Source organism: Actomonas spartinae (genome assembly GCF_051209155.1).
GTDB lineage: Bacteria > Verrucomicrobiota > Verrucomicrobiia > Opitutales > Opitutaceae > Actomonas.
On record NZ_JBPJGB010000002.1, the window covers coordinates 597,079 to 613,133 of the forward strand.

General features: G+C 64.5%; 6 protein-coding genes. All 6 read left to right on the plus strand.

Translation table 11 applies throughout. The features are described 5' to 3' along the window. Window position 1 precedes the first annotated feature (1 nt). The 6 genes from AC0MRV_RS10400 to AC0MRV_RS10425 all read left to right on the plus strand — a co-directional run bounded on the left by AC0MRV_RS10400 (window position 2) and on the right by AC0MRV_RS10425 (window position 16,055). A complete protein-coding gene (locus AC0MRV_RS10400) occupies window positions 2-637 on the plus strand; it encodes a 3-oxoacid CoA-transferase subunit B (RefSeq protein ID WP_472765299.1) in 636 nt (211 codons plus the stop codon). A gap of 31 nt (window positions 638-668) precedes the next feature. Next, on the plus strand, window positions 669-1,892 hold the full coding sequence (locus AC0MRV_RS10405; protein ID WP_472764400.1) for an alpha/beta hydrolase: 1,224 nt from the start codon (window positions 669-671) through the stop codon (window positions 1,890-1,892). Between the two features lie 602 nt (window positions 1,893-2,494). Further along, complete coding sequence (locus tag AC0MRV_RS10410) at window positions 2,495-4,768, plus strand: tail fiber domain-containing protein (RefSeq protein WP_472764401.1); 2,274 nt, start codon at window positions 2,495-2,497, stop codon at window positions 4,766-4,768. Between the two features lie 69 nt (window positions 4,769-4,837). Further along, window positions 4,838-5,677 carry a hypothetical protein gene (locus AC0MRV_RS10415; protein ID WP_472764402.1) on the plus strand — a complete coding sequence of 280 codons (840 nt, stop codon included), beginning with the start codon at window positions 4,838-4,840 and terminating at the stop codon, window positions 5,675-5,677. After that, the gene (locus tag AC0MRV_RS10420) at window positions 5,674-7,434 is read left to right on the plus strand and encodes a hypothetical protein (RefSeq protein WP_472764403.1); all 1,761 of its coding nucleotides are present in this window, start codon (window positions 5,674-5,676) and stop codon (window positions 7,432-7,434) included. The genes AC0MRV_RS10415 and AC0MRV_RS10420 overlap by 4 nt, the downstream gene beginning before the upstream one ends. Then, on the plus strand, window positions 7,434-16,055 hold the full coding sequence (locus AC0MRV_RS10425) for a hypothetical protein (protein WP_472764404.1): 8,622 nt from the start codon (window positions 7,434-7,436) through the stop codon (window positions 16,053-16,055). Before AC0MRV_RS10420 ends, AC0MRV_RS10425 begins: the two co-directional genes overlap by 1 nt.

Below are 16,055 nucleotides of genomic sequence, written 5' to 3' on the forward strand. Positions count from 1 at the left end.
CATGGCCCAGCGGGCCGCCCGGGAACTGCATGATGGCGCCACCGTCAATCTCGGCATCGGTATTCCCACGCTGGTGGCGAACTTCATTCCGACCGGCATGCAGGTTACGCTGCAGTCGGAGAACGGCCTGCTTGGCATCGGACCTTTCCCGGACGAGGGCGACGTCGATCCCGATCTCATCAACGCCGGCAAACAGACCATCACGGCGGCGACAGGGGCGGCGTTTTTCTCCAGCGCCGATTCTTTTGCCATGATTCGGGGCGGCCACGTCGACCTGTCGATCCTCGGCGCCTTCGAGGTGTCGGCCGGCGGCGACATCGCCAATTGGATGATTCCCGGCAAGATGATCAAGGGCCCCGGCGGCGCGATGGATCTCGTGGCCAGCGTGCCCCGCGTGGTCGTGGTGATGGAGCACTGCGCCGCCGACGGTCGTCACAAGATTCTCAATACGTGCAGCCTTCCCGTCACCGGCCGCGGCGTGGTCGATCTGATCATCACCGACCTTTGCGTGTTCGAGGTGAAACCCGCCGGCGGTGGGCTCGTGCTCATCGAGCTGCAGGCCGGCGTCACCGTCGAAGAAATCCGCGCCAAAACCGAAGCCCCTTTTGAAGTCGCCGCGCAGGTGGCGACTCTCTGAACCTCCAACCCAACCCCCATCCCCTCCGCTCATGAAACGTCTCCTCTCTTGCGCCTCCGCGGCGCTCTTGCTGTCTTCCGCGCTGTTGGCCGCCGACACCTATCAGGTCGTGCTCGATGAATCGGTGCACGGCAGCTTCACCGTTGATCCCGCGTTGCCGGCCGATGGCCAAGTCGCCGCCGGCACCGTGCTCACCGTCACCGCCAAACCCGCGCCGGGTTACGTGCTCGATGCCGGCTACTATTCCGTCCCGGGCCGCTGGGGCGCGATGTATCACGAGTCGCCGACCGAAGTCTTCGAGGTGGTGATCGATGAGGACAAACACATCGGGGTCTCTTTCATCGAACAGTCGGCCGTCGACCATATCACGGTGAAGAACAACATCGTCTACGCGCAGCCCGGCAAGAAGCCGCTCAAGTATGATGTCAATTCGCCCAAGGGTGCGAAGAACCTGCCGATCATCGTCATCATCCACGGCGGCGGCTGGACCACGAATGACGAGGACGTGATGCGCGGCCTCGCGCGTGAGCTGACTCGCGGCGGCCAGTTTGTGGCGGCGAGTATCGACTATCGTTGGGCCGGCAAGGCCGATGGTGATGCGACGAACAACACCATGCCCAACCTCATTGAGGACTGCTACGGCGCGATCGCCCACATCATGGAACACGCGGCCGACTACGGTGGCGACCCGACCCGCATTGGCGTGACGGGTGACAGCGCCGGCGGACATCTTTCGGCGTCGGTTTCGGTCATGGTCGAGCGCATCGGTGACCGCGGTTTCGGGCTCGAGGACGGTGTGTTTGAGTTCAAGCCGACCTACTTGCCGGCGGGTAAATCGGTCGCGCAGGTGCGCGCCGAAATGTTGCACGCCATCCAAGCCGCCGCGCCGAGTTACGGCGTGTTCGCGGGCGAGTGGCTGAAGGCCGACCCGGAGAACCCGAAGTCCAACGCCGAGTGGGACAAGGCGGTCCAGCCGCTCCATTCGATTCCGGAGGCATCGGTGCGGGCGGTGCCGCAATACCTGACCCGGGGCACGATGGATAACCTCATCTCCGACGCCATGTGCCACGACTTCATGGAAGCGCTGGTGAAAAAGGGCCAGCGCGTGCAATACGTGCAGGTCGGCGGTGCCTACCACGCCTTCTTCGACTGGAAACCGGACGACCGCACGAAGAACGTCTTCTACCAATACGGCGTCTATTATGCCGCCGAAATGAAGGCCTTCTTTGCATCCGTGCTGCACGCGCAGGATTGAGCGGTAATCGCATTCCCAGGTCTCCGTGCTGCCGCAAGATTCGGCGGCACGGAGGCGGTGTCGGTCGGGCGGTTTAGGTGCAGGTGTGGGGAGCTATTTGGGAGGCTCGGTGGAGGTGAGATAACCTATCGGGGCAGTGAAGACGCTCCAGAAGAAGGGGGGGGAATACCCGCTAGCAGGGGGCTTTTTTACTTGGTTTTCGCCATTTGCTGGCGACACTCCGCGGACAGTTTGGTATCCAAGACGATCCAACGCAATCACTTGCAGCGGATCGCTCTGGTCTGAGAACTGTTTACTCCCCGTCGTATTTTCGATCTCTGCCCAGCGTATTCGGAATATTAGTCACTCCCTGTAAAAGACTTAAGTTTGGTTGGTTTCGTGAGTTTCAGATGTAATACATTCCCGGGCGTCGGAGCCGGACGGTGGGCACAAAACTCGATTGTCGATACGTTCGGGGTAGCCGGGTGGGCGGAGTCATTGGGCGCCCGTGCCAATTTTTCCCGACCCGTTTGCGCGGTCTTTTACACCGCGCCCCAGCGTGTGCGCCGGCCATTTTCCGGCCCGCAACTGCCCTTTTCCCTGCCTTTTAGCCGTCCCCGCCCATGAACCTGATTCCGTCCTTCCTTACCCGTCGCGCTGCTTTGTCGCGTCGACTCCTTGTCGTTCTTCTCGCGGTGGGGCTGCTACTGCCGCTGGCCCGCGGTCAAACGGCGACGAGCGCGGTGCCCGGCTTGATCAGTTACCAAGGCAAGGTGACCGATGCTTCGGGCAACCCGATTGGGGCCAGCCCGAGTCCGGTGAATAGACTGGTGACCTTCCGCATCTGGAGCGATTCGACCAACAGCGGGGTGGGCGATCTGATCTACTCGGAGCAGCAGACCATCACGATTTCCGATGGCGAATTCAGCGCCCTGATCGGCCAGGGTGTGGCGGTGTCTGATCAGCCCTTTGGCTATGACGAATCCGGCAAGGGACCGCCTTCGTTGAGCGTCAGCTCGGCCGCGGTGTTTGCCGGGTCCGACCGGTATCTGGGGGTGACGATCGACGACGGCTCGGCGGCGGCGGATCCGGAAATTTCTCCGCGGCAGCGAATGGTGACCTCGGCCTTCGCCATGCGGGCCAAGGTGGCGGAAACCCTGAGCACGGGGTCGACCGATGCGCTCACGGCCGCCGACAATGGAAACGTGGGGGTGGGCGTCGGTGCGCCCTCGGCCAATCTCCATGTGCGCGGCGATATCCGCTCGGGTGCGGCCGGCACGCAAGCTCCGCAGGTCACCCTCATGGCGAGTTCGGACACCCAGGTGGCTCTGACGATGGGTTACGCCAACACCGCCGACGCCTTCAGCACCGCCGCCGAGGCGGGTGATTCGGTCATTCGCACGGACAACAGCGGAACGCTCATCCTCCAATCGGGCACGGCCGGGCCGGCCCTGACCATCGACTCCGCCAACAACGTCAACGTCGCCAACGTCCTGAGTGCCAATCTCGTTCACGTGCACAACGACCGACCGACCCATTCCTACGGCGGATGGCTGGAGTGGAACAAAGAGTCGAACCTGGGCAGGACTTACCTGCTGAACCAGAAAGGAGACGGCACGGGGGGCATCGTTTTTGGAGAGGTGGACACGGCTAACAGCTGGGCCGAGCACATGTTCATTTCGGGTTCGGGCAGCGTGGGCATCGGCACCTCGGACCCGGGCGCGAAGCTCAATATTTCGGACCCGACGGACCCCAATATTCTCCTGCAGCACACCACCGGCGGCGGAGGCACGCAAATGGGCGTCTACATGGGCTCCACCTCCTACGGGGTCTCGCGGCAGGGAGATAACCTGCAACTGCTCTCCGGCAGCGGAAACCTCACGTTTGGCACCGCGAGTTCCCCGCCCATGACCCTCACGAGCACGGGCCGGCTGGCCATCGGCAACTCCGCCCCTGCCGCGCCTCTCGCCGTCCGCACGGGTGCGGCGACCGACCCCTACTTGGCCGCGGAATTTGTCTCCTCCAACATCGACACCATTCTGAGCCTGTATGTCGGCAAGCTGCACAATGGGCTTACGGGCGGAAGGCTTGCGTTGCTCGATATCGCAGGCGCGAACCCGGGCCATTTGGCCATCAACGACGATGCATCGGTCTGGGGTAAGTTCGGGATCGGCACGGATTCGCCTGAGGTCCCGATTCACATCGTCACCACGAGCCCCCGGAGTATCTCGAACTACGCTTATCTCAACAGTTCCACGACCGGAACGATTGCATCGACGCAGGATGTCGGCGTTTCGTTCCTGGCGGTGGGCCGAGTCGTCACCGAGACCGAGTTCAATGTCGTCTCCGACGAGCGGGTTAAGGTCACGGAAGGGATTTCGTCAGGCAACGAGGACTTGGAAACCCTGATGCAGCTGGAGGTCACCGACTACCACTACGTGGATCCCGTTGCGCACGGAACGGCCTCGGAGAAGAAGGTCATCGCGCAGCAGGTGGAGGCCGTTTATCCGGCGGCGGTGAGCACTTCCACGGGCTTTGTCCCGGATATCTTCACGACGGCCTCGGTTGCAGACGATTGGGTTCAGCTTGCGACGGATCTGGCGGTGGGGGATCGGGTCAAGCTGATCACCCGGACCTCGCCCGAGACGGTCCGCGAGGTTTTGGAAGTCGGCAGCCGGGGCTTCCGGGTGGACCTGCCGGAAACCGTGGACGAAGTATTCGTCTATGGCCGCGAGGTGGATGACCTGCGCTCGGTCGACTACGATGCGCTCTCCATGCTCAACGTCTCCGCCACCCAGCAGATCAAACGCGAGAAGGACGCCGAGATCGCAGCCCTCACCACCATCGTCGAGGACCTGCTCGAACGGGTGGCCGAGCTTGAGGCCGCCGCCAAGTGATCCGCCCGCTGACTTGAACGCCTGATCCGATTCGACGTGCGGTTTACCTTGCAACGCCCCTGCTCCCGGATGCGCCGCTGGCTCCTCGCCGCGCTCGCCGCGGGCACCGTCTTCACGACCTGGTCGGCCGCGTTTCCGCCGGCGCCGTATTACGTGCTGTATGGTGTGGTCCGCGATCAAGTCGGCACCACCCTCAACGTCGAAGGCGCGGAGGTCGTGCTGCTGCGCGATGGGGTCGAAATCAAACGCACGCCCATCCTCACCGGCGTTCGCATTGAACTGAATTACGAGCTCAACATCAGCATCGAGCAGGATCGGCCCGACACCCGCAGCTACTCTGACCGTTCCGTGCCGCGACAGGGCGTCTTCTCGCTCGCGGTGGAAATGAACGGCGAGACCTTTTACCCGATCGAAGCCGATGGCAGTCTGCGGGCCGGGGAGGGCGGCGAGCGCGTGCGGCTCGACCTCAACATCGGCGCCGATGCCAATGACGACGGTTTGCCCGACGCCTGGCAGGAGTGGCAGCTTTACCAAGCCGGTTTCCGACCGGGCGACGCGGGATGGGACATCGGCGCCATCACCCGTGACGGCGACTACGACGGCGACGGCACGAGCAACTTTTTGGAATACCTCGCCGGCACCTTCGCCACCGATGCCACCGAGCGTTTCGAACTCGTCATCACCGAGCGCACCGAGTCGTTGGTCAGCTTTGAGTTCTTTTCCATCACCGGCAAAGTCTACGCCATCGAAGCGAGTTCCGACCTCGTCAATTGGGAGCCGGTGCCGCTGCTCACTTCGCCCACCGCCGAGCCGGTGGATTTTTACCGCGCCACCGCCGTCGACATTCTGCCGATCCACGTGGCCACCGAACCCGGCGCCCAGCGCTTCTACCGCATCACGGTCCGATGAACTGGCGCCCCTTCCGATCCCACCTCGTGCCTCATCGGGTTTCCCGGTGGTGGTTGCTGGGCGTGGTTTGGCTGAGCGCCGGCGGCGCCTTCGCCCAGTGGGAAACCGTGTCCTACAACCTCAAGGGGGGGTGGAATGCGATCTACCTGCCGGGCGAGGTCGATTACGACACGCTGGAGAACATCTTCCCGCCGTCGACCAACGTCACGGCGGTGTGGCGTTGGAACCCCAATCCCAACCCGATCCAAGTGGGCACGTCTTCGGTCGTGCCCGCGGCCGGCACCCCGGAGTGGCAGGTGTGGACACGTGCCACGGGCGATGCCGACACGCTGATCTCCTTGCCAGGGCAATCCGCCTACTTGATCGAGTGCAGCGGCACGGCAGGGGACAGCACGACGGTGAACATCACCCAGAAAGTGCAGCCGCCGCGTTATTCCTGGGTGCGCAACGGCGCCAACCTGCTCGGTTTCCCCGCGCGACTGAGCGGCAACTACCCGCTCTTCACCGACTACTTCGCGACCTTCCCGGTGGCGATCGCCAGCAACTCCAAGATTTTCAAATACGAGGGTGGTCCGCTCGGCCCGGGCAATCCGGTGCAGGTGTTCTCACCGTCGACCGAACGGCTCGACCGCACCAAGGCCTATTGGTTTGAGGCGCCGGTCGTGGGCAACTTTTACGCGCCGCTCGAAGTCGCGCCCTCGCGCCTCGACGGTCTGCACTTTGGCCGCACCGATTCCCTCATCAAAGTGCGGGTGCGCAACCGCACCGCGGCGACCGTCAATCTCACCGTCTCGCCCGTGAGCTCGGCGGCGGCACCGACCGGAACGGAGCAGATCACCGGTGACGTGCCGCTCACCTTCCGGGAGTTTGATTCCGGGGCGGGCGAATACGTGTTCAATCCGGTGACGGGAGCCATCCCGGTTACGATTGGTCCGCAGTCCGCGGTGGAACTGGGTTTTGGCGTCGACCGCACGCAGATGACCGGCACCGCCGATGCGCTTTACGCCTCGCTGCTGCGTTTCACCGATGGCGGCAACCTCATGGATGTGGCCCTGCCGGTGTCGGCCCGCGTGGCGACGCTCGCCGGCCTTTGGATCGGCGAAGCCACGGTGAGCAACGTGCAAAGCCACGTGCCGGGCGAGGCGGGCACGGGCACCGGACGATCCTTTCCGCTGCGCGTGATTCTGCATGTGGCGGACGACGGCAACGCGCGGCTGCTCTCGGAGGTTTATCTCGGACCGTTGGCATCAGATCCCACTGGCGTGGGATTGGCCACGGTGGAGGGCGCGCTGGCCGCGGCCAGCAAGGCCAACGCTCGACGCATCACCGCGGCGCACCTGCCGCCCGACACCGTTGCGGACGATACGATGGGCACCGGTGCCGTGGCGATCGGTCAAACGCTCACCCGCACGATCACCATCGGTTTCAACGCGCCGACCAATCCCTACGTGCACACCTATCACCCGGATCATGACAACCGGAACGCTCGCTTTGATGCCATGCTGCCGGCGGGCGAGGAGAGCCCCACCATCACCCGGGCCCTGAGCTTTGCCTTCACCGCCACGCCGCCGGCCGGCACCAGTTCGCAAGGGTGGGGCAGTGCGGTGATCGGCGGCAACTACACCGAGGTCATCTCCGGTCTGCGCCGGGCCAAGTTGTCCGATGGCAGCACCACCAGCGACGTCACCGTCTCCGGCACCTTCGTGCTCACGCGCGTGAGCGAAGTCGGCAGCCTTTCCACCACCCCGGCTCCGTGATGAACCGCCTGACCGCCATCCTCCGTCGAGGCTTGTTCGCCACCCTGCTGCTGGTGGCGGCGGCGCCGGTCGCGCGCGCGCAGTTCGAGATGCGGGGCGCGACGCAGAACCGCCTTTTTCAATCCAACACGATCGCGGATCTGACCCTGATCGACGGTGGCAGCGGCTACACCTCGGCGCCGACGGTCACCTTGGTCGGTGGCAGCGGCAGCGGGGCGATCATCGCGGCGACGGTCAGCAACGGGGCGGTCACCGGTTTCACCGTCACCGCCACCGGTTCGGGTTATGCCTTCACCGATCCGCCCACCGTGAGCATTTCGGGGGGCGGCGGATCCGGCGCCAGTGCGCGGGTGGTCTTTCGGTCCGTGCCTGATGGACTGAATCCGGCGGTGACGACGCCACAGTTTGCCAGCATCGCCGGTCACTCCGGCGGTTCCGCCGCCGTCGTGGCGAACGAAACCCTCTCGGTGCGTTATCCCTCCAGTAGCGCGGGACTGGTGCTGCAACGTTCGGCCTTCGGCGGTGCGGTGGCGGTGGGTGTGCCGCGCTATCTCCTGGGCGATGTGATCGCCCCTCCCGCCACCCAGGTCGATGGTATCACCCCAGCGGATACAAATTACTGGCGCGCCCAGCCGGTGAAGGTCGGGGAGGACTTTGTGCAAACCGCCACCTCCAGCACCGATACGCCCATTCCGCTGGAGTTGAGCGCGATTGAGGTGGTTGAGGGTGGCGCCGGCTACACGTCGGTGCCGACCGTCTCCATCACCGGCGGCGGCGGCACCGGGGCGACCGCCGAGGCGGTGGTGGCTCAGGGCGTGGTCACCGCGATCAATCTCACCAACGCGGGTTCGGGCTACACCACCCTGCCGGCCGTGACCCTGTCAGGCGGAGGCGGGACGGGCGCCACGGCCACGGCGGCGGGCCAGCAACCGGATTTTTATTTCAGCCCCCACGCCGAGCGGGTCTTCGCCACTCAGGCCGGCCGCGTGGCCATCACCTGGGTGACCCGCGTGCCGGTCACCTCGCCCGCGGAACCATCGACCGCGAAGTATCGGTTCCGCGACCAGTCGTTTTCGGTTTCTTCCACCACCGCGAAACCCGCTCGCACCATTTACTGGACGGAGCGCAGTTTTAATGGGCCGCTGGTCAACATTCCCCTGGGGCAGATCGAGACCATCAACCCGGTCTTCAGCACCAACTTCCCTGAATTTGTGCGGGAGGAGTATCAGCGGGTGGGGTCTTCCGCGCCGTCGGACATCAGCCTGCCGCCCGAGCGTCGCACCCTGTGGTTCGACAAGACCGGGGGCATTGGCCAACTGCATGCCTACAACCGCGAAGGCCGGGTGTTCATCGAATACCTGGGGCCCTTGCAGGCCGATGGCGGTGGCGAGGTGCACGAATTTCTGGGGGCGGACATTGTCGATGTGGTGCGCGTGGCCGAGCCGGTGCAAACGACCGTCTACCTGGGTGACCAGCTGACGCCGCGCGATGCCAGCAATCAATTGCTGCCCCGTGACGGTAGCTCGGAGTGGCGGGCCGCGCCGGTGACCGCGGTCAGCACGGACACCGTCAACTATTACGGGTCGATCGCCCGTCGCGACGGTGTCACGGAGTATTTTGCCGAGCGGGAAAACCTCACCCCTGACCGCGTTTCGTTCTATTGGCTGGAGGAAGCGGACGCGGCGATCCACTTCAAGCAAACCGGCTTCGAGCCCGACCTTGGCATTTTCTGGCCGCGGATTCGCAATGAATACCTGCAGGTCTGGCCGACCGACGTCGCCGCCTACGCCCACTTCGTGGTCGGTCAGCTCGGCAGCACCCCGGAGACCGGCATTCCCTTTGCCGGCGCGCAGCAGCCCCAGGTCGTGTTCCAGGATGATCCGGCCCAGAGCGAGGCGCAGATCGATGCCACGACGCAGCGGTTTTTTGTGCAGTTCGCCGGCGCCGATGGATTGAACCGAGCCCTGCTGAAGTTCAGTGGTGCCAACGAGCTCTGGTATGTGCGCCTGTTCACCCAGCGGGAGGATCGGGGGCGAGAGATCGAGATCACGAACGGGGGTAGCGGTTACACCTCCGCGCCCACCATCACCTTCACCAATGGTGGTGACGGCGCCACGGCCGTTGCGACCATCTCCGGCGGCAAGGTCACCTCGATCACCATCACGGATCCCGGATATAATTTCACGCCATCGACCCAGGTGGTCATCTCGGGCGGCGGCGGTTCGGGGGCGGAGGCCGTGGTCTCCCAACTCGGTTTCCTCGAAGGCGACGGCAACGCCGCGATCGTCGAAACCGCTTACGTCGGCACCCGTATCGATGCACCGGACGGCCACGCCGTCGCGGGTTACGTTGCCAGTGGCAATAACTACAACCCCGGCGCCTACGCCGATCCGTTTGCCGTCGGCATCCCGGCCGCCGCCAGCGCGGCGATCATTCCGGTCAACGCAATCCCGGGAAGCAACGTGCTGAAAGTCTGGTGGTTCAGGGAAGTCGCCCCTCCCTCCGACTCCTTCCAAGGTTTCTACACGCCAGCCAAGGTCGGCACTTACACCGTCCAGTATCCGACCGAACCCGCCAAGATCATCCTCGCGTCCAACCAAGGCAGTGGTGACCTGACCGCGGCGGAGATTGCCGGCAGCCTTTACGTGCAGAACGATCGCAGCGCCGTCGGTTTCAATCCCAACGAAGAGCACGCCTTGGCGCTCGCCGGACGGATCTACGCGCTGCGGGATGACCTCAACAACACCACGGCGAATGCCTCGGTTTACACGTCGGAGCCTTTCGTGTTGTGGGACTACATCCACCCCGATGATGGCCGGCCCGCGATGCGCGCCTTCAAGGTCGAGCGCGAATTGGATGTGGCCGGGACGGCCAACGACCTTCGGTTCAACTACGAGGTGACGGCCGGTTCGATCATCCAGCCGCCGATGCCCTTGCCGATTCTGCCCCTGCCGCTCAATGCCAACGGCGTGGTGCTGAACCGGGAGGTGCCGGGTCTTGGCGATGCGGCTCCGCATGCGGATGCGCCGGCGGCTTACGACAACTTCACCTTCGAGGATCGCAAGGGCTACGATTGGGTTTATCGCGGGCCGCATGGGGCGGGCCCGGTCAATTCTGTTGCGATCACCAGTGGCGGCACCGGTTACACCTCCGCCCCCACGGTCACCTTCACCGGTGGCGGGGGCAGCGGCGCGACCGCCACTGCGACGGTGGCCAACGGGGTCGTGACCGCGATCACGCTGACCAATGTGGGCAGCGGTTACACCTCGGCCCCGACGATTCAGTTCGCCGGCGGTGACGGCACCGGCGCGGCCGCCACGGCGATCGTGGGTCCGACGCTGGGCATGCAGTTCTACTACCTTATGCGCGAAGGTTTCTACGTGCCCGGCTTCTCGACCCAACCGGCCGTGGGCACCGCGCTGCCCTACCTGCGCCCCCTTTCCGGCGGCACGCCGCAAGGCGACCCGGTGACCGGCACGCCCTTGACGATCACCTACCGGCCGGTCTGGCCGGCAGTTGCCCCGGAGCTGCGGGTCGCCGAGACGCTCACCATGCCGAAGTTTGGTCTGCCGGCGGTGCTCACGCAAACCAGCGCGCAGGTGCTCTACGAGCAGTCGATCGCGACCCTCGGCGCGACCCGTCCGAGCGTCACGCTGCACGATCCCATTCGCGAAAAATCCTTCGCCCTGGGCGGGACCAATCAACTCTCCGCCATCCCCGCGGCCGTGCGCACCAGCAGTTTCCAGGGCAAAGTCTATTTTCAGTCCGTGCCTCCGCATCTGCAGCAACGGTTCTTCTTTGACAGCAGTCGCGGGGCGAATGGCGAGCTGGTGTTGACCGGCAAGTTTGTCGATGCCGCCGCCGGCGAGGACTACCTGGCGTTGAACGTCTTAAGCAACGAAGACGTCGCGGCGCTCAAAGCCTTGTGCGCGGCCACCGATCCCGACAAAGCGCGATGGGATGCCGCCATCGATCAGCTCACCACGCGGGTCGAGACCTTTGTGGAGAATCCGCTCCAACCGGGGACCTATGTTTCCGACGGCAATCCGGTCACGGTCGGCCCGGTCACCTTGGCCCAGCCCTCCGATTCCGACACCTCGGTCGTGGACTACGCGCTCACCGCGACAGGCAAGGGTTCCGGCTGGGTGTCATTGGTTTTTGGAGACGGTGAGGCGTTCACTCCGTCCGGCGACCCGGTGAGCGTGGCGGTGTTCCGGGTGGCGCCCCGGCTCCATGCCGGTGAGCTCAAGGTGGAGCCCTCCAGCAATCCCTTGGATGAAATGGTCTCGCTGCGGCACTCGAGTGATTTCGCCGCGCGGTCGACGGACTACGAATTCGAATGGCGCTACGCGCCGCCGCAGGGTGGGGTGGCGCCGCCAGTCTATACCTACACGCTGTCGGCGTTGGCCGCCGACACGTGGCAGTTCGTCGCCAACCCGGCGGGCAACCTGCCGAGTCCGGCGGAATACACCGCCGCCGGTTCGCCGGTCTCGCTGCCGTTCAACGTCGCCATCAAGACCGATGCCACGCGACTGGCGACCGAGCCGGATCGCGTCGCGCGGAAAACCTCGCCGCTGGATTTCTCGGGCGGTGTGCCGGGACGGGTTATTTTCAGCGCCGATTTGGCCGACTCCAATGCGGGCCTGGTGCTCTACGTGAACGGCGCGGCGACTGTCGCCTACAACGCGCCGGCCGGATTCACCAACGTGACGAGTTCCACCGGCCTCACCGCCACGGGCCTTACCCACCAGTTCGAGGTCTCGCCCGATGCCTTCCAGGTCGGGCCAAACACGGTCGAGATCGCGCTCTTCACCAGTTCCGCCGTCGCGGCCGCAGCGCCGCTTAACTTTCGGCTCCATGCCTCCACCGAGACCGACGAAGTGGTCGGCTCCTCCACCTGGCAAACGCCGAGTGGCACGCTCGGCGCGCAGGTCGTGGTCGGCGGTTCGCCCACCGCTCCGTTGGGCAGCCCCCTGCTCGTGATGACGGACAACTACTTCACGATGCGCTATAGGCCGAAGATCAACACGAGCAACGTGCTCGCGTCCGGTTCCGATCAAAGCGCGGTGGCGTGGTCGCGCTGGACCGAACCGAAATTGGTCGAGGGCTGGATCAAGCGCGTCGTCGCCGGCATCAACCCCTTCAACCAGCGCGTCAACGACCTCTACAACAACGCGGTCAACACCGATGTCTCGCTGCTCACCCAGGCGGGCGCCCGCTGGGAAGGTGACGTCTCCCTCAACCTTTCCAACATCAACGATTTTGGCCTCATCGAGATCTACGAGACCGTGCTCAACCGCGGCAAGACGCTCAGCATCGACGCCGGGTTCGACTACGCGCCGGCCAACGACGCGCTGCTGTTGGCCGCCGGTTATCTGAACGACCTCTACACGATCCTGGGCAACGAGGCCTACGCCGATGCCGCCAATCCCACGATCGCCATCGACGACAGCGCCACCGCGACCGAGGTGAACACCTCCCGCTTCTCCTTTGAAGGCCAGGTGGCCAGCGTGCTCGAAGAGGAGTTGGCCCTGCTCCGCGGTCGGGATGATTCCCTGACGCCCGGAGTGAAAGTGGCGCCAGCCTACAATCGCCTGTTCTGGAACTACACCCGCGGCATCAATTCCGGCGAGGCGCTCTACGTCGCGAACTACAACATCACCGAGAAGACCGGCAGCTCGACCGCCAACGGCGTGGTGGATGCCGCCGACGCCCAACGCATGTTCCCGCAGGCCCACGGTGACGCCTACGGTCATTACCTCACCGCGCTTAAAGGTTACCAGCGCCTGCTGCAGAACCCGAGCTTCACCTGGACGCCGCGTTCCGAGGCCGTGAGCGTGCTCGGCCAAACCATCCAGGTCGATTACCAGGACGAGCGAAAGTATGCCCAGGCCGCGCTGAACGTCGCTCGCACCGCCCAGCAAATCATGGCCCTGACGCACCGTCAGAGCTACCGGGACGACCCGTCCGCCGGTTGGAGTCATTTGCGCGACGGTCAGACCAACAGCCAGACCGGCATCACCCGCCATTGGGGCTTGGATGAGTGGGCCTCCCGCGCCACTCAGGGTGCCTACTACAGTTGGGTCGTGGGCAACTCCATCCTGCCGGAGGACGACACCGATCCGAACCACACCGGCATTCAGGTCATCGATCGCTCGACGGTGCTCGAGCTCACGCAGTTGCCGACGATCGCGGAAGATTTCCAGATCAAGATCGACAACGCCAACGCCCATCTCAACCCGCTGGGCCTGAGCCCCAGTGCGATCGCCTTCGACATCTCCCCGAGTGAACTTAAGGCCGGTCAGTCTCATTTTGACCAGATCTACGATCGCTCCCTGCGGGCTGTCACCAATGCCAAAGGCGCCTTCGATCAGGCGGCCCGGATGACCCGCTTGCTCCGCAACCAGGAGGATCAAATCGCGGACGCCAACGACGCGATCGTCGACGAGGAGTCCGCCTTCGCCTCGGCCTTGGTCGACATCTACGGCACGCCTTACCCCGGCGAAATCGGCGCGGGTAAGACCTACGCCGAAGGCTACACCGGTCCCGACCTCTTGCTGTGGAACATCATCGATCGCCCGACCGACCAGGTTGACACCACCCAGGCCGTGACGATCACCGCGCGCTCGCCCACCGGAGTCAGCGCCAGTGACGTCTTCGACCTCACGAAGTTCTCGACCACCGACGTCAACAAGCCGCTCACCGAATTTTTCACCGACCGCGCCATCACCATCAATCCCGACAGCTTTGTGCAGTTCGCGGACACCTGGAAACAATCGGCCGGAAATCTCGGCACTCGCTCCGTGGTGGGCACCTTGCAGCAGGCACTGCTCGATCGCTACCAGGCGACGATCGAACTCCGAGCCGGGGCCGCGGCCCTCAATCAAGACATCGCGGCGCTCGATCAGCAGCGTAAGCTCCTGCTCATCATGTTCCGCGCGCACGCCGATGCGGTGAAGGCGGAAAAGGATGCCGGCGACACGGTGTATGCCCTGCGCATCGCCCAAGTTTCCTTGGAATCCGTGGGCGAGCTGCTGTTCACGGAGGCCGACTACATTCAAGGTTTGTTTGCGGGGTCTTCCGAAGCGCCGCCCAAAACCGTCGGCACCTCAAACGACGCCACCTCGTCGATTCGTTCGGCCTTCAGTATCGCTGGTATCACGTCGTGGTTCACCGTCTCGCGGGCAGCATCGGTTCTAAACAGTATCGCCCGAGGTCTCGAGGTGGAACAGGAGCGGGTCACTCGCGAGATGGAGCAGTCGATCACCCGGTTTGGCTTCGATTACGAAAAGGCTCAGGCCGCCTGGGAGTATGAGTCGGCCCTGCGCGAACTGACGACCAACGTCTACGAAATCACCCAACTGATCACCGAAGTGCAGCGCGCGGATGAAGCGGTGCGCAACCTCATCGCCGCCGGCAACTCCCTCCAGGCCAACCGTGCGACCTTCCGCCAGCGGGCGGCCGCCAAGGTGCAGGGCTACCGCACCAACGACCTCACCTTCCGCACCTTCCGCAACGAGGCGTTGGAGCAATACCGCACGCTCTTCGATCTGGCCGCCCGCTACACCTACCTCGCCGCCAAGGCCTACGATTATGAAACCGGCCTGCTGGGGTCGACCGCCGGGCAGTCCGCGATCAACGCCATCGTTGGTTCCCGCGCGCTGGGCGACCTCACCGATGGCACGCCGCAGGCCACGGTCAGTGAATTCGGCGACGCCGGACTCGCCGGCACCATGGCCCGCCTGCAGGCCGACTGGGCGGTGGCCAAGCCGCGCCTCGGTATCAATAACCCGGATACGAATGGCACGGTCTTTTCCCTGCGCCATGAGCTCTTCCGCCTCGCCTCCGACAGCAGCGGCGACACCGCCTGGCGGCAAACCTTGGAGCAGCACATGGTCAGCAACATCCTGGCCGACCCCGATGTCGCCGCCCACGCCCGCAACGTGGCCAAGGCCGACGGCAGCGCGGTGCCGGGCATCATCATTCCCTTCAGCACCACCATCCAGAAGGGCCACAACTTCTTCGGTCTGCCGCTCATCGGCGGGGACCACGCCTTCAGCGATTCCAATTTCGCCACCAAGATCTACAGCGTCGGCATGGTGCTGCGGGACTACGTCGGCATGGACGCCTACGCCACTGGCAAAGTCGACGCCGCCGGGCCGGCCTCCGGCGACGCCAACGCCCTGAGCGCCACGCCGTATGTTTACCTCATCCCCACCGGCACCGACTACATGCTGGCGCCGCCCTTGGGCGACACCGGCGTCGTGCGGTCCTTCACCGTGCACGACCAGGCGCTGCCGCTGCCCTTCAATCTCGGTTCGACCGATTTCTCGGACAACCAGTTCTTCGACGCCAACGGCACGCTCACCGAGCAACCCTGGATTCTGCGCAAGCACCAGGCCTTCCGTCCGGTCAGCGATCCCGCGTTCTTCTACTCGTCTGTGCCCGAGGAGTTCACCAACTCTCGGCTGGTCGGCCGCAGCGTGTGGAACGGCGGGTGGAAGATCGTCATTCCCGCCTACACCCTGCTCAACAACGAGCAGGAGGGCCTCAATCGCTTCGCCGCCAGCGTGAGCGACATCGAGCTCTTCCTGCGCACCTACTCGCACTCCGGCAACTGA